Raw genomic sequence first — 15,397 nt, forward strand, 5'->3', positions numbered from 1 at the left:
TTTAGCTGTAGTGAAATTTTTTCAAATAGCATGCTAGCTGAACTTTTAATAGGTGTTCACTGTTTGTAAATGATATGTTCATTTTTTCTTCAATTTTTTTCAACCGCTGATAGAGTGTATTAACATGAATATGAAGCTGCTTAGCTGTAAGTGAAGCAGAGCGGTTATTATCGAAATACGCTTCTAGCGTTTGCTCTAAAGGTTCGTCGTTTAAATGATTGTTCTTAAGAGGGAGAAATACTTCATCAATAAAGGTTTTTACTTCTTCTTTTGATTGATTAATAAATAGCCGGTTAATTCCTATTTCCTCATACAATATGCATCCATCTTGCTGCTGAGACAGAAGGTAAGAGATAGCTTTTTCAGCTTCACTATAACTTTTTCCTATTTGAGTAAAATGAGAATACCGACTTCCAATACCTATTTTTATATGACATTCATTGTAGTAACGCCATTTTGAGAGTAAATCTTCTAATTGTTTGATAATAGCACGGTGTTCTTCATGAGGATCAAGCGTAAATACAATGGTTACTTTGGTGTCGAATCCGTATACGACCGGTGCTTTTGAGCTGAAAACCGATTTGATGTCAGATACAAGGCGATGAAGGTGTAAGTTTAAGAGCTGCAGGTCCGCTTGTGAACGAATGGTAATGAGAGCGACTAGAATATGCTTTTTTGTATCAATGTTTAGCTCAGCTGCTTTTTGATACAGCAAAGTGGTGTCATAACACGATAAGTATTCACTAAATAATTCATGTGTTCGCTTGTAAAATAAATCAACTAACGTTTGTTTTTTCAGCATTTCTAATGCAATAACAGAGCTGCTTTGTTCGAGTGCCACTTGATCTAGGGAGGAAAGATCTCCTTGATTTGCCTGCATAATAAGTAACCCTAAGAGCGTGTCAATGCCGTGTATGGGGTGAATATACACACTGTGTGCCTCATTGTTTGCCTCAATAGTATAAAAACAAGGCTTTGTATGTGAAAGAAAATGTGTGTGAAATTCAGCTGTTTTTGTGTCTATATCAAAGAATTTCAAGAAGCCATAGGTCTTATTATCAACAAAATCTACAATGGTGACAGGAGATGTAACCATTCGGCGCAATTCGGTAAGTATTGGTTCAATTCCTTTACTTTGAAGTGAAACATTCATGAAGGTGCGATGAATTTGATCGCGACGTATTAAAAGTTCATTTTGTTTTTTTACATCTTCAAAAAGCGCTGAGTTTAAGAGAGCAATCGATACTTGATCGGAAAAGCTTTCTAACAATTCTTTATCCTCTTCATTTAAAAGAGGGGTTGTACCATTTTGATAAATAATGAGTACGCATACCGTCTGTTCTTCCATACAAATGGGGACAGAAATAATAGATTGAATGTTTGTAAACGTATAGGACTGATTAAGATAATGAATATTATCGTCAGTCATAGTAGAAGAATCGCGTAATATATCTTTTAAGTTCGTATACATATAGCTTTTATTATGCTGAAATGTCTTTCCGATAATTCCTTCGCCAACTTTCATTTTCATGTTTTGAATTTCATTGTTTGGCCCCCCGGACCAGGCGCGAGGCAAAAGAAATTGCGTGGAAGAATCAAACATCCACAGCACGCCCATATCCGCAACAGAAATAACTGAAAGAGCATTTTCAAGAATTCTTGTTAATAGATAATCTGAGTCTTGTAAAAGTGAGATTTCCTTAATGCTTTTCATAAGCACGTTTAAAATATGCTCATGCCGCTCTAGCTTTTTTTGCAGCATATAAGGAGAAAAGGTAGCTGATAGCTGTTTTATTTGTGGGGGTGTCCAGTCATGCTTAGCAAATATGCGAACAACAAACGCATAGCGGTTTGGAAAGGATAAGTAAATTTCCTCGAACTCTTCATATGCCGTATGCTTTTGAAAGGAATCACTGCCGTTATGTAGGCTAGTGGGAGGAGTGTAAGTCAGGGATGAGCATGAAGAACTGGAAAAAATCACGTTGAAATTTGCAGAATCAATACTTGCCCAAATCTGATAAGAACTGTTTTTAATAATAGATGTAAGATAACCTTTCATATTAGCTAATAAATCACTCACGTCAACAACCCCTTATAGACTACTTAATGTAAAAAAATACATAGTTATAGTTCTTATTATATAGAAATACACATTGAAAAAATAGTCAGAATTTTTTAATATTTATATAACGAATTAATTTGTTACAAAACATTACATTAAATGGAATAAAAAGGGGATGAGCGCATTTATGCTAGCAAGGTCAAACTGGAAATATGTCATTTTATTTTTATTATTTTTAGGCTGGTCGCTTGGAAACTTAGATCGTTTTATTATTAATTACGCTATTTTAGATATTTCAAAAGATTTACATCTTAATGCCTCTTCTACAGGCATCATTTTAAGCAGTTTCTTTGCAGGCTATGCACTGATGCAAATACCTGGGGGGTGGCTAGCAGACCGCTTTGGATTTAAAAAAGTCATTACAATTGCCGTGCTTTTATGGTCTTTGTTTACGGTGTTTACGGGAATGGCCTGGTCTTTTGCTTCTATTATTATCATTCGCTTTTTATTTGGTTTAGGGGAAGGGAGTTATTTTCCATCTGCATCAAAAGGAATCGCAGGGTGGTTTCCTCAGCAAGAACGCAGTAGAGCCATGTCCTTTTTGTTATCGTCAGGTACGATTATGGGCGTGGTTACACCGATTCTAGCGACGCAGTTGATGCAAACGATAAGCTGGAGAAGTATCTTTTATATCATAGGAGCCATCGGTCTCGTTATTACAGTTCTGTTTGTATTTTTATTAAAAGAAAAGCAGCAGGGAGAAAAAACAGAGACTTCTGCTATTCCAGCTAAGCAGATGACATTAAAAGAAATTGTCAAAACTCCGATGATTTGGAATTTATTTATTGCATACTTCAGTATCTACGCCATTAACTGGGGACTCATGTCGTGGATGCCTACATATCTAGCCGAAGTAAGACATCTGAATTTAACGGACATCGGTTTTCTTTCCGCTATCCCAGCATTTGTAGGTATTATCGGGATGTTTGTTAGCGGCTTTGTTTTAGACAAGCTTCCGGATGGAAAAGACAAGACGATAGCGGCGGTGTTTGGTTTACTGATGGGCGTTTTTCTTTGCTTAATGGCCATTTCACCTAGCGTAGGCATGTTTATCGTTTTTCAAAGTGCAGTCACCTTACTGTTTTCGTTTAATGTGATTTTAATCGCTTCAGCTCCTTTAAAAATGTTGCCTGAATCAGTAGTCGGTTCAGCAAATGGTTTTATTAATACAGGAGCTCAAGCAGCCGGCGTATTAACACCGATGCTCATTGGCTTTTTAGTACAATCGTTTGGCGGGTCGTATAATGCAGCATTTGCTTTATTAATTATCTGCGCTCTTGTCTGTGCTATTTCGTTGTTTTCGATTCGACCTGCAAAAGTGGTATTGGAAACACAAAATGCTGTTAAATAATGAAGAAAAAAGGAGAGGGTTTCATGGATATTATAAAAGAAGTCGAAAAACTTATTGAAAAAAAGCGAAACGAGCTAACTCAAATCAGTGATCAAATATGGGAATATGCAGAAACGAGGTTTGAAGAGTATAAGTCGGCACAGCTGATCTGTGACATGTTAGAAAAAGAAGAGTTTACGCTTCGTACACATATTGCCAACCTTGAAACAGGTTTTATTGGAAGCTACGGGCACGGTTATCCGATCATCGCTATTCTCGGTGAGTACGATGCGCTTACCGGGCTGAGTCAAAGAGATAAATGTGCAGTAGCAGATCCAGTCAAAAAAAACGGAAATGGCCATGGGTGTGGACATAACCTACTTGGTGTAGGCTCACTAGCAGCTGCACTTGCTGTCAAAGAATATTTAAAAGAAAAAAATGTTCCGGGGACCGTTCGATACTATGGATGTCCAGCCGAAGAAAGTGGTTACGGAAAGACGTATATGGTACGAGAAGGATTTTTTCAAGATGTAGACGTCGCGTTTTCATGGCATCCCGCTACCGTTAATGGTGTTATGCATACGTCATCGAATGCGGTTATGCAAGCAACTTTTAAATTTAAAGGAAGAAGCAGTCATGCAGCTGCTAGTCCTCATCTTGGCAGAAGCGCTTTAGACGCTGTAGAGTTGATGAATATTGGTGTAAATTATATGCGTGAACATATGATAGATGAAGCGCGCGTACACTATGCCATTACAAATAGCGGAGGCATCTCTCCTAATGTTGTTCAAGCAGAAGCGGAAGTGATGTACTTAATTCGTGCTCCGAAGTCATCTCAAGTAAAAGAACTTTATGAACGGGTTGTGAAAATTGCAAAGGGAGCGGCTTTAATGACTGAAACACAAATGGAACAGCAAATTCAAGGAGCCTGCGCTAACCTAATTCCAAATCAAACAATGGAGCAGCTGATGCATAAGCAAATGATGCAGATAAATTTGGCTGAAGTGAAACATGAAGAAATAGCTTTTGCCAAAGCTATTTACGAGTCTACATCCGCTGAAGATAAAGAAGCAGCAAAAAAACAAGTGGGTTCACTGCTAGACAGAGCTTTAGCAGATCATCCAGTCTTCAACCAAATTGCTCCTATGTCTAAAAATGTTTCCTTCATGACAGGATCAACTGATGTCGCAGACGTTAGCTGGAATGTTCCAACTGCACAGTGCGTGACCGCAACGTGGGCTTATGCTACCCCGTTTCATACATGGCAAGCTGTTGCTCAAGGGAAAACGGAGTATGCCCATGATGCAATGTTATTGGCTGGAAAAGCCATCGCGGCTACGGCAATTGAAATGATAGAAAATCAAGAGCTGATTAGTCAAGCGAAACAAGAGCTGGAGGATAGGCTAGAAGGGGAAAGCTATGAATGTCTTGTGCCTTCGCATATACAGCCACCTAATTACTCAGAAAGTGAGGAGGAAGACTACAGCGTGGTATAAAAAACGAGGCGGGGAAAAACGTATTTTCGTGTAAGGAAGATCCGAACGATGAATCGTTCGGATTTTTTTATTGTTAGGTTGAACGCAGGTTTCATTTATCCCGTTTGTTCGTCTTTAGATTGGATCGATGCAGTTATGGCTCAATCTCTTTTTTTGTTTTCATTAAAAATAAATGGTTAAAAATATATCTCTTTGCTGAACCTAACCCTATCTAATTGTTTAGGAAAAGAGGTAAAAAAACATGAGAGCATATAAAGTAGAAAAAGATGGGTCAATTTCAACTTCACTAAAAGGAAAATCAGTTTTATCCACTTCTTATTTAAATAAAGGTTCTGCTTTTACTGAAGAAGAAAGAGAAAACCTTCATCTGCAGGGACTTCTTCCTCCAACGGTTTTAACGTTAGAAGAACAGGTGAAGAGAGCATATGAGCAGTTCAAGAAAGCACCGAATGATCTTCAAAAAAATAATTCGTTGAATGATCTACATAACCGAAACGTCGTCTTATTTTATCGTTTATTAACCGATCATTTAAGTGAAATGCTTCCTATTATTTACACGCCTACTGTAGGTCAATCCATCCAAGAATACAGCCATGAATACCATCGACCTGACGGACTATATTTATCCGTAAGTGAAGCGGATCGATTAAGTGATGCAATTGAAAACTTAGGACTTGACGGTGAAGATATTGATTTGCTTGTTGTAACGGATTCAGAAAGTATTCTCGGCATCGGGGATTGGGGTGTAGGAGGGATAAATATTGCAGTTGGAAAGTTAGCGGTCTACACAGCTGCAGCAGGAATTGACCCAAGCCGCGTACTGCCTGTTGTTCTCGACATGGGGACCAATAACAAAAAGCTTCTTGAAGATCCTTTGTATTTAGGAAATCGTCATGAACGAGTAAAAGGAGAAGACTATAATCGTTTTATTGCTCAATTTGTAAAAGAAATAACGACCAAGTTTCCTAAAGCGCTTCTTCATTGGGAGGATCTTGGGAATATTAACGCGCGTCACATTATGAAAGAATACGGCGATAAAATTTTAACGTTTAATGATGATATTCAAGGAACGGGAGTAATTACTCTTGCAGCCGTTTTAACAGCGGTGCGTATTACAGGAACGCCTTTAAAAGATCAGAGGGTTGTTGTATTTGGACCGGGATCTGCTGGGATTGGGAATGCTGATCGTATTCATAGTGCGATGATGCTTGAAGGGCTGTCTGAAGAAGAAGCATATGATCGTTTTTGGGCATATGATTACAGAGGTCTGTTAACCGAAGATATGGAAGATTTAGCTCCTTTTCAACAGCCGTATGTTCGCCAAAATGAAGAGATTAAAGAATGGGAAAAAGATAATGAAAATAAAATTTCACTGTTGGAGCTTGTCAAGCAAGTGAAGCCAACGATTTTAATTGGAACGTCAGGCGTCACGGATGCTTTTACCGAAGAAATTATTAAAGAAATGGCAAAGCATGTAGAGCGCCCGGTGATTATGCCGCTTTCAAACCCAACTAAACTTGCTGAAGCTGTTCCGGAAAATATTATAAAATGGACGGAAGGAAAAGCCCTTATTGCAACGGGAAGTCCATTTGAACCCGTTGAATATAACGGGCACACTTATGAAATCGGACAGGCTAATAATGCGTTTGTGTTTCCGGGTCTTGGTTTAGGTGCAATTGTGGTTCGCGCTCAAAAGTTTACTGAATCTATGTTTGCAGAAGCAGCCAATGCAGTAGCGCGTATAGCAGAAACAGATACAAAAGGAGATACGCTTCTTCCCAACATTAAAGATCTTCAAAAAGTATCAAAGGCGGTTGCTGTAGCAGTTGCCGATGCTGCTGTAAAAGATAACGTAGCAACTGTTACCGAGCAAAATGTAAATGAACTTGTAGAAGCAGCGGTATGGCAGCCTGTTTATAAACCGGTTAAGGCAAAAAATGAATGAGGTGAATGATAAATGAGCATAGGTCAAATTTTTCTCATTCTCGCGCCTATCTTTTTTGTCATTTTGCTTGGTTATTTAGCAGGGCACTTTAAAAAATTTGATAAGCAAACGTCTAAGGGGCTCAACACATTAGTAACGAAGTTTGCGCTTCCTGCACACCTATTTGTAGGTGTAACGACAACGCCAAGAAAAACACTCATAGACGAATGGCCGTTTTTAGTAGCGCTGATTTTAGGAATCGTCGGGTTTTATCTCATTATATTGCTCGTCGTGAAGTATGCAGGGAAGCATACGTTAACTGCCTCTTCTATGTTTGCCCTAAACTCAGCTCAGCCAACGTTTGCTTTTATGGGCATCCCAGTACTCGGAGGATTGTTCGGTGCAGGCGCAGTAGCGATTCCAATTGCCATAACAGGAATCGTGGTGAATGCGATTTTAGATCCGCTGGCAACGATTTTAGGAACCGTTGGACAACGGGGGCGAAAAGAAGGGGAAGAGAAAACAAGTTTATTTAAAGTAACGGTTCATTCCATTTTGCATGGTTTATCTGAGCCTTTGGCATGTGTACCGTTAATTGGGGTGATTTTAACGCTTTGCGGCTTTCAGTCACCTAAACTTTTACAGGATATGCTTGATCAAATCGGAAGTATCACATCGGGAGCGGCTTTGTTTGCGGTAGGAGTAACGATTGGAATTGGAAAAATTAACTTCAGTAAAGGCGCGCTTGGGATCGCTGTCTTAAAAGTGGCGGTTCAACCCATCGTTATGCTCGGAATTGCAGTATGGATAGGGCTGTCTTCAGATGAATTGACAAAAGCTATTTTACTGGTAGCTTTTCCTGGGTCTGCTGTAGCTGCGATGATTGCTTTGCGGTTTGAAAGTTTGGAAAACGAAACCGCATCTGCTTTTGTCATTAGTGCTATTTTATCGTTGATTACGCTGCCGCTTCTTATTTCTTGGCTTATGTAAATAAAAAAACGAAAGAGGAGAATTCCTCTTTCGTTTTAAGACGGATTAATAAGCTAATGCAAATAATCCTTTGATATGAGATAAGTAACGAACGTTACTTGCTTCTTTCATAAGTGATGCTGGTAAACCTTTTAATTGCGTTTTGTTTCCGCCGATTGTACCAATTGCATCTTTGCGTCCAAGACTTCCTAGTGTACCAGAGAAGACAGGAACGAATGATTCCATTGCTCCGCCGCGAATAGCTACTGCTAAGTTCACGCCTACAACTTCACCCATTTGCCAAGCTAATTGAGCAGTAGGTGGGTAAGGGCGACCTTCTGGACCCATTACAACCGCTGAGTCACCAGCAAGGAATACATCTTTATGAGATGTAGATTGTAAGAATTCATTTACAAGTGCACGACCACGGTTTACTTCGATACCTGAGTTAGCAACTACAGAGTTACCTTGAACTCCGCCAGTCCATACCATTGTTTTTGTTTCAATTTTGCTGCCGTCTTTAAGTTCAACAGTTGTAGCATCCATTTTTGTTACAGGTGTACCAGTAACGAATGTAACGCCACGTTTTGTTAAGCTTGATTGAGCGCGCTCTACTAATTCAGCAGGGAAGCCTGGAAGAACTGTAGGAGCTGCTTCTACACAGTATAGAGAAATTTCTTTTGGATCAACACCGTGTTTTAGACATAGGCTTGGCATTAAGTCAGCGTATTCACCAACAAGTTCGATACCTGTTAATCCGCCGCCGCCAACTACGATTGTACCGTCAGCTTTATTTTTTGTTTTGCTGTATTCAGCGATACAAGCTTCTACGTGTGCACGTAAACGGTTTGCATCATTTACTGATTTAAGAACGAAGCTGTGCTCTTCTAAACCAGGGATACCGAAGTAAGCAGTTTCACTACCTAAAGCTGTAACAAGGTAGTCGTAGCTTAATTTTGTACCATCTTCAAGAGATACTTCACGTTGATCTGGTGAGATTTCTTTTACCGTTGCAATTTTTAAATCAACGTTGTAGTTTTTAAGTAATTTATCAAGTGGTAAAGCTACCGCTTGTTCAGAAACGCCGCCTACAGCTAGACGGTGTAATTCTGTAATGATTTGGTGAGTAGCAAAACGGTTCACTACTGTAATTTTTGCTTCATCCGCACTTAGGTGTTGGCGAGCTGTCATTGCAGTTAATAAACCACCGTAACCGCCGCCTAAAATTAAAATATGTTTTGACATAGTCGATCCTCCGTCCACACTTTTTAATGAAAATTATTTTTGTTTTTCGTTTGTAATGTCTAAATACGCTTGTGCAAAGCGGAATAGTTTTTGAGCTTGTGGATCTTTAAGCATGCGTAATAAACCGAATAAACCGATTGAATTAGAAGCATTTGCTTCTGCACGATCGTTTGCTTCGATTGCAGTAGCTGCAAGACCTTTTACTGTTCCTTCTACTGGCTCGATAAATTCTTTTACTCCACCAAGTAGATCTTCTTTTAATACGTCGTCAGTTAATAATGATTGCGCAACGTCGTAAGTTTTTGTAAGCACCGTTACCATTTCAGATAATTTTGGTAAATTATCTACAAGAACAGTAAGAGCTTCTTGTACTTCAGGCTTTAACAATTGATCTAACACATCCGCTTGACCTTTGTTAACTGCCGCTTCTGTTTGTACAGCAGCATTTTCCTCTGCAGCTGATTTTTGAATAGTTGATTGAGACATGAAAAGTCCTCCTTTGCTGGATACTGTTGCATATGTAGTTCCTAGTTATCTGCTAGACTTTCAAACTACATTGTGAAGTTGTGAAATCTTGCACATAATTCTATTTTAATTTTAATACGAGATAAAATCAACTCATTTTGTTGAAAAAATAAGTGAAGAACCTCGTAACCCTTTGTTTAATAAAAGTTTATAAAAAATAAAGCGAATAATTGCCTAGGTAAATAAAATTAAAATAGGGAACTAACATGATTCCTCTTCCTACGATAAAACAAATAACGTCATATTTCAACACATAGGAACTTAATATTCTATAAGTATTAAAAAGATAGGGCGCATTTACTATTTAAAGAGTTTTCAAAAAATTACATTGACTTACTATAGTGTTCTACATATAATCATAATATAACATCTTATGTAAGGAGATATAACATGGTTATAGTGGATGAACTTTATCATAATGTGGTCATTACATTGCCTCAATTAAAATTAATTGAATTTATAATGAAGTTAAAAGAAGCTAAAGCACAAGAAATAGAAGATATAAAAACGAAAATTAGTAAATACGAAGAGAAGAAACGTGCTGAAGAAGCTTGGTATCAATCACTATCACCGTTTCGTAAATTTTTTACCGGGCGTCCTTTAAGTCAGCATCAAGCGGTTGAGTATATGGTATACGTAAAGGAACGCTTTAAAAAAATTGATCACCTTAAAGCACAAATGCGAGAACTTCATGAAGTTCTTGAATTAATAAAAGCGGAAAATGAAGAAACAAGTGAAATTACGCTTTCGCCTGCTATTGTACAAGAAATAAAACGATTAAAAAGCAGTGGAGGCGTTGGGATATGAGTGTTAATGAACTAAGTTTAGGGATAAATACAACGTGGGTCGTGTTAACAGCGGCGATGATTTTGTTAATGGAAGGCGGCTTTGCCTTGCTAGAGGCAGGTTTTGTCCGCTATAAAAATAGCGTGAATATTATTATGAAAGTATTCGCTGATATTACAATAGGAACGCTTTGTTTCTATTTAATTGGTTTTGGATTAATGTACGGTGATGATTTAGGTGGAGTTGTCGGTAAAAGCGGTTTTGCGCTCTCAGGTAATTTATCGCACCTTGACATTCCAATTGGGCTTGAAACGTTTTGGCTGTTTCAATGTGCGTTTGTTATTGCGGTCATTTCTATCGTTTCTGGAGCGGTGGCAGAACGAATTAATTTCCGCGCATATCTTTTATATGCGATTTTGATGACTACATTTATTTATCCTATAGCTGGCCACTGGATTTGGGGAGGCGGATGGATTAGTAAGTTAGGGATGCTTGATTTTGCCGGTTCGGCAGTTATCCATGCTCTTGGCGGTTTTTCAGCTTTAGCAGCTGCAATAATGATTGGACCGAGAAAAGGGAAGTTCACGAAAAATGGAATTAGTTCTGTTTCTCTTCCAAGCAATTTGCCGCTTGCATCAGTGGGTGCTTTTTTATTATGGTTTGGATGGTTCGGGTTTAATGCAGGAAGTACGCTAAGTGCCACTGACGTTAGAATTGGTCACATTGCTATTGTCACAATGTTATCAGCAGCAGCAGGCGGAGCAGCTACTTTATTTTATACTTTATTTCGCTACAACCGTTCAGATGCACCTTCTGTAATAAATGGATCGCTTGCTGGACTGGTTGGCATTACGGCCGGGTGCGCTTTTGTTAACACACCATCTGCTATTTTTATTGGAGCTGTATCTGGCTTATTAATGATGGCAGCTACAAACTGGCTCGAAGCACGTCAAATCGACGATCCTGTAGGAGCTTTTCCTGTACACGCTGCTTCGGGAATATGGGGCACGTTGGCTGTGGGCTTGTTTTCTACAGACGGCGGTGTGTTTACAGGAGGAGGCTGGACGTTACTTGGCGTTCAACTTCTTGGGTTAATCGCTCTATGCGCTTGGGGATTTGTTACGACGTGGATAGGGTTAAAGGTTATTTCCTTGGTGGTTCCGCTTCGATCTACGGAAGAAGAAGAAGAAGTGGGCTTAGATATCAGCTACCACGGTATCATGGCAGCTCATCAAGCTCCTGAATTTATTGAATATGAAAACTACTATGCGGAAGTAAAAGAAAAAGCCGCAGATTCGTAATAAAAGGCCGCGCTTTATAACAAAAGGGCGGCCTTTTCATGTGGAAAAAAATAGATGTAAAATACTTGGTTTAAATGATTGAAAAGTCAGAATATTTGTGTTATATTATAAAAAAGCCAAGGAGTTGATTTCTTATGAAAAAGAATTTACTTAATTCACCGCAAAAATCCAACGGAAAGGTGCTTGATGCATTATTCGCTGAGATGATTTTAGACAAGGCGATTGCAGAATTTCGTAAAGCACAGCTAAAAGAAGAAATCGACCGCACGCTATTGATGAAAAATAAAGAAGAGTTTTTAAAACTCTCATCAGAACTTAAACAAATTTCTTAATTACTTACTATACTTCACACACCATCTATTTTTAGGTGGTGTGTTTTATTTTTGAGACCTACTAAAAGGGATTAATTAGTAATAATTATGAATATATTCCTATTTAAAACTTTATTTACATTAATTGTATTGACTTCTTTTATGGATTTTTTTAACATAAACAAGAATTAAAGAGGAGGGGTTTGATTGGGACATCTATTATTAGTAGATAGCTTGATTGCAGGTATTGTTTGCATTGTGTTAGGAATTTTATTTAGAGCTCATAAAACAAGCAAATTTTTGTATGGCATAGGGATTGTGTTTGGTCTTATTTTTGTCATCGGGACGGTCACTCATTCTCCATCTAATACAGAAACTTCATCAGTTACAGCTGAGAAAGTAGAAGCAAATCAAAAAGACAGTAAAGACACGTCAGAACTTAAAGCTCTCGTTACTAACGGAATGACAGATAAGGAATTTCAAAAAGAAAAAGAGAAAGCCGCTTTTCAACAGTCAGACTTAATTGCGTTAGGTAACGGAGAAGTCGGATATGTAATCAAAGCTGAAGACGGTTACGTTGTAGCTGATACGAATGGCGAAACCATTTCAAGCGTTGAAACGTTTAAAACGGCTGATGAAGTAGAACAGTATGAATTAAATGAAGTTAGAAAAGTACATAAAGATGTAAGAGCAGTTGATGCTCATTATACGGCTTCAGATTTAGAAAGCTTAGAAGATTTTGATCAAAAAATTAATGAAGTGCTGAAGCGCGTTAATCTTACAAAAAAGGAGTTTAATGAACTAAAATTAAAGGATGTTAAAACATTAACTTCTCATGAAATAGAAGTAATGAAGGCTATACGTGACTCTGTTTCTCCCCTTACAAAAGATACGCTGCTGCAAAAAACGATCCCTGCTAAAGATATTGAAAAGTATGTAGATGGATCTTATACAGCAGTGGGAGGATATGTAGCTAAAGCTGAAGATGTTCATGATATTACTTCGTACAAAGATTTTGTTGAAAGCTTACGTTTAGATTACACCGATGGTTCAGGCAAAAGGCCGTTTCCTGAAGAAGGATCGACGTACGGTGTAATCAAATTTAAATCGCAAGCGATAAGCCACGTTGATATTCCCTACGGAACTGTGTTCGGAGGAAAAACAACAGACGGACCTCCATGTACGCTTAATGGGTTTACAGGATCTCGAAACGGGGAAACCGTTCCAGAGTTCAAATTTGATAACTATTATCCACCAGCAAACGGAGCGGAACTATACCAAGTGGTAAATGGGGAAGAAGTACTTTTAGCTACCTATGTGGCAGAAGAGAAACGATTTGTACCAGCGGTTGCTAACCCAATGTAAAGGACTGGTTTTTTGTGATTCGAAAAGGTTTGTATGCAGCATATAATGAACGAGATTATGAATGTTATGAAACGGAAAACGGGTGTGTAAAGCTAATTAGCTATGATGAAGGCGATGTAGCAAATGGATTCATTCCATACAATGACACGACTTTTACAAAAGAAGTTCCTCGTGATGCTGTTGAAGAAGTGTTTTTTGTAGCTCCGTATGCTACTTATCAAAATGAAACGTTTGGTGTGTCAGATGCTTCTAATCATCGAGTGCTTTTGACCACATCTGAAAAAGAAAAAGCTGATAAATATCATTTTCAACGTACGGATAAATATCTATACGAAAAACATGTGTTAAGAGAAGAAGTGAAGTTAATGGAGAAAAAAACTCCTTATTCATAAGACGCCATAATAAAAAGAGGATGCACTCGCATCCTCTTTTTATTTAATCAATTTTCTTGAAGTGTTTCTGTTCGTATTATCATTTGTACGAAGGAAGGTAATGCCAAGACCGATTAATCCTCCTACAATAGCAGGAACTACCCAGCCGAGACCCACTCCATACATAGGTAGAATCGATGTAAACAGATCGTTTACTGCCGCAATTTTGAATCCAGCAGCATTTAAGCCATCAAATAAACTAACGATAAACGTGAACAGAAGGCTTACTTGGTAAACTTCAGAACGGCCTTTAAATAAAGGATGTAAGAATGTTAAAGCAATTAACACAATAGCTAACGGATAAATAGCTGTTAAGACCGGAACCGAAATAGCGATTAATTCCGTTAAACCAAAGTTCGCTACAACGGCGCTGAATGCTGATAAAATAACAGCAATTAATTTATAAGAAACCCTTGGAAACAGCTTATGGAAAAAAGATGAACAAGATGTTACAAGACCTACACTTGTCGTTAAACAAGCAACGGTAATCATTAGACCTAAAAGAATTCCACCGTAAGAGCCAAAGTAGTAATTTGATACTTCAGCCAAAACCGTACCTCCGTTATCAAGACGTCCAAGCTCTGATACGCTTGAAGCACCCATATAGGACAATGCACTATAAATAAGAGCTAAAATAACGGCAGCGATAGCCGTAGCTTTTGCACAAATTGTGATAATTTGTCGGTTAGTTTTTGCTCCTTTTTCTTTAATTGCATTAATAATAATAATTCCAAAAACAAATGATGCTAGTGTATCCATTGTTAAGTAGCCTTCTTGGAAGCCTTTAAAAAATGCGTGTGTTGTATAAGCTTCGCTTGGTGCTTCAAATTTTCCAATTGGGTTCACGACGGCTACAACTACCAATATTCCAATAAACGTTAATTTAATAGGTGTTAAAACTTTTCCTACTAAATCGACAATTTTCGCAGGGTTTAGCGAAAAAAAGCAGGTAATAGTAAAGAAAATTACCGTGAAAATGATAAGGGGAAGGTGCCCTGAATTTTCTGATAAAAAAGGCTTAACGCCGATTTCGAACGAAACGCTTCCCGTTCTCGGCATCGCAAAAAGTGGTCCGATTGCCAAGTATAAAATTGTAGTAAAAATAATACCGAAAGCTGGATGTACGCGACTAGCTAAAGACTGCAGATCCTCTTTTCCGGAAAAACCAAATGCGAGAACACCTAGAAGAGGTAGACCTACACCCGTTACTAAAAATCCAGCGTTTGCTGACCAAATATTGCTTCCAGCAGACTGACCTAACATTGCAGGGAAGATTAAATTACCTGCGCCGAAGAATAGGGCAAAAAGCATAAAGCCAATAACCACTATAAATGAAAAAGGAACTTTGTTTGACACATTAAAACCTCCAAAATTATAAATGCTTTTTATTATCGTGTTGAATAATTAAAATTTTCAGAATTTTATATTCGAATAATAAAAATAAACATGTATCGTATTATACTAACCTAAAATGCATATTTCAATATAAAATTTTATTTTTTTAATTTATTCGCTGAAATAGCAAAAATAGAAAAATACTTAGCAAAAAAATCTCAATATACAACAATTATTTGATATGATAAAACAGAACC

14 protein-coding genes are annotated in these 15,397 nt (G+C 38.0%); 10 read left to right on the top strand and 4 right to left on the bottom strand.

Annotated elements, in window-relative coordinates; translation table 11 throughout:
• Nucleotide 1: 1 nt before the first annotated feature.
• A complete protein-coding gene (locus ACFX4N_RS01290) occupies nucleotides 2-2,080 on the bottom strand; it encodes a helix-turn-helix domain-containing protein (protein ID WP_053487325.1) in 2,079 nt (692 codons plus the stop codon).
• 169 nt (nucleotides 2,081-2,249) lie between these two features.
• Here ACFX4N_RS01290 and ACFX4N_RS01295 point away from each other — a divergent pair, with 169 nt between their 5' ends.
• The 5 genes from ACFX4N_RS01295 (at nucleotide 2,250) to ACFX4N_RS01315 (ending at nucleotide 7,862) form a co-directional block, all read left to right on the top strand.
• Entirely contained in the window at nucleotides 2,250-3,473 is a 1,224-nt protein-coding gene (locus ACFX4N_RS01295; RefSeq protein ID WP_057273291.1) for an MFS transporter, read from the top strand.
• 23 nt (nucleotides 3,474-3,496) lie between these two features.
• Nucleotides 3,497-4,948, top strand: coding sequence for a M20 family metallopeptidase (locus ACFX4N_RS01300; protein ID WP_192100370.1), 1,452 nt, complete (start codon nucleotides 3,497-3,499; stop codon nucleotides 4,946-4,948).
• Nucleotides 4,949-4,996: 48 nt separating this feature from the next.
• Nucleotides 4,997-5,128: a hypothetical protein gene (locus ACFX4N_RS01305; protein ID WP_255286077.1), complete on the top strand. Its 132-nt coding sequence runs from the start codon at nucleotides 4,997-4,999 to the stop codon at nucleotides 5,126-5,128.
• Nucleotides 5,129-5,189: 61 nt separating this feature from the next.
• The gene (locus tag ACFX4N_RS01310) at nucleotides 5,190-6,893 is read left to right on the top strand and encodes an NAD-dependent malic enzyme (protein ID WP_192100371.1); all 1,704 of its coding nucleotides are present in this window, start codon (nucleotides 5,190-5,192) and stop codon (nucleotides 6,891-6,893) included.
• Between the two features lie 12 nt (nucleotides 6,894-6,905).
• Nucleotides 6,906-7,862, top strand: coding sequence for an AEC family transporter (locus ACFX4N_RS01315; RefSeq protein ID WP_192100372.1), 957 nt, complete (start codon nucleotides 6,906-6,908; stop codon nucleotides 7,860-7,862).
• Nucleotides 7,863-7,907: 45 nt separating this feature from the next.
• Here ACFX4N_RS01315 and ACFX4N_RS01320 read toward each other — a convergent pair whose 3' ends face one another.
• Together ACFX4N_RS01320 and ACFX4N_RS01325 are read right to left on the bottom strand one after the other, a co-directional pair.
• Nucleotides 7,908-9,086, bottom strand: a complete 1,179-nt coding sequence (locus ACFX4N_RS01320; protein WP_013057328.1) for an NAD(P)/FAD-dependent oxidoreductase — start codon at nucleotides 9,084-9,086, stop codon at nucleotides 7,908-7,910.
• A 33-nt stretch (nucleotides 9,087-9,119) separates the two neighbouring features.
• Nucleotides 9,120-9,572: a DUF1641 domain-containing protein gene (locus ACFX4N_RS01325; protein WP_013057327.1), complete on the bottom strand. Its 453-nt coding sequence runs from the start codon at nucleotides 9,570-9,572 to the stop codon at nucleotides 9,120-9,122.
• 429 nt (nucleotides 9,573-10,001) lie between these two features.
• On the opposite strand from ACFX4N_RS01325, the gene ACFX4N_RS01330 reads away from it, so the two are divergent.
• From ACFX4N_RS01330 to ACFX4N_RS01350, 5 genes are all read left to right on the top strand, one after another.
• Nucleotides 10,002-10,418, top strand: a complete 417-nt coding sequence (locus ACFX4N_RS01330; RefSeq protein WP_013057326.1) for a hypothetical protein — start codon at nucleotides 10,002-10,004, stop codon at nucleotides 10,416-10,418.
• Complete coding sequence (locus tag ACFX4N_RS01335) at nucleotides 10,415-11,698, top strand: ammonium transporter (protein ID WP_025751686.1); 1,284 nt, start codon at nucleotides 10,415-10,417, stop codon at nucleotides 11,696-11,698. Before ACFX4N_RS01330 ends, ACFX4N_RS01335 begins: the two co-directional genes overlap by 4 nt.
• Nucleotides 11,699-11,832: 134 nt before the next feature.
• The gene (locus ACFX4N_RS01340; protein ID WP_013057324.1) at nucleotides 11,833-12,030 is read left to right on the top strand and encodes an IDEAL domain-containing protein; all 198 of its coding nucleotides are present in this window, start codon (nucleotides 11,833-11,835) and stop codon (nucleotides 12,028-12,030) included.
• A gap of 186 nt (nucleotides 12,031-12,216) precedes the next feature.
• Nucleotides 12,217-13,374, top strand: a complete 1,158-nt coding sequence (locus tag ACFX4N_RS01345; RefSeq protein ID WP_013057323.1) for a hypothetical protein — start codon at nucleotides 12,217-12,219, stop codon at nucleotides 13,372-13,374.
• A 14-nt stretch (nucleotides 13,375-13,388) separates the two neighbouring features.
• Nucleotides 13,389-13,766, top strand: a complete 378-nt coding sequence (locus ACFX4N_RS01350) for a hypothetical protein (protein WP_013057322.1) — start codon at nucleotides 13,389-13,391, stop codon at nucleotides 13,764-13,766.
• Between the two features lie 39 nt (nucleotides 13,767-13,805).
• Here the strand turns inward: ACFX4N_RS01350 and brnQ are convergent, their stop codons facing one another.
• Nucleotides 13,806-15,161, bottom strand: a complete 1,356-nt coding sequence (gene brnQ / locus ACFX4N_RS01355) for a branched-chain amino acid transport system II carrier protein (protein WP_013057321.1) — start codon at nucleotides 15,159-15,161, stop codon at nucleotides 13,806-13,808.
• Nucleotides 15,162-15,397 lie beyond the last annotated feature (236 nt).

The organism is Priestia sp. YIM B13551 (assembly GCF_042787905.1).
Classification (GTDB): domain Bacteria; phylum Bacillota; class Bacilli; order Bacillales; family Bacillaceae_H; genus Priestia.

Bases quoted from the DNA above. Each gene is read 5' to 3' on its own strand.
- ACFX4N_RS01295 (WP_057273291.1), top strand. From the start codon at position 2,250: ATGCTAGCAAGGTCAAACTGGAAATATGTCATTTTATTTTTATTATTT.
- ACFX4N_RS01300 (WP_192100370.1), top strand. From the start codon at position 3,497: ATGGATATTATAAAAGAAGTCGAAAAACTTATTGAAAAAAAGCGAAAC.
- ACFX4N_RS01305 (WP_255286077.1), top strand. From the start codon at position 4,997: ATGAATCGTTCGGATTTTTTTATTGTTAGGTTGAACGCAGGTTTCATT.
- ACFX4N_RS01310 (WP_192100371.1), top strand. From the start codon at position 5,190: ATGAGAGCATATAAAGTAGAAAAAGATGGGTCAATTTCAACTTCACTA.
- ACFX4N_RS01315 (WP_192100372.1), top strand. From the start codon at position 6,906: ATGAGCATAGGTCAAATTTTTCTCATTCTCGCGCCTATCTTTTTTGTC.
- ACFX4N_RS01320 (WP_013057328.1), bottom strand. From the start codon at position 9,086: ATGTCAAAACATATTTTAATTTTAGGCGGCGGTTACGGTGGTTTATTA.
- ACFX4N_RS01325 (WP_013057327.1), bottom strand. From the start codon at position 9,572: ATGTCTCAATCAACTATTCAAAAATCAGCTGCAGAGGAAAATGCTGCT.
- ACFX4N_RS01330 (WP_013057326.1), top strand. From the start codon at position 10,002: ATGGTTATAGTGGATGAACTTTATCATAATGTGGTCATTACATTGCCT.
- ACFX4N_RS01335 (WP_025751686.1), top strand. From the start codon at position 10,415: ATGAGTGTTAATGAACTAAGTTTAGGGATAAATACAACGTGGGTCGTG.
- ACFX4N_RS01340 (WP_013057324.1), top strand. From the start codon at position 11,833: ATGAAAAAGAATTTACTTAATTCACCGCAAAAATCCAACGGAAAGGTG.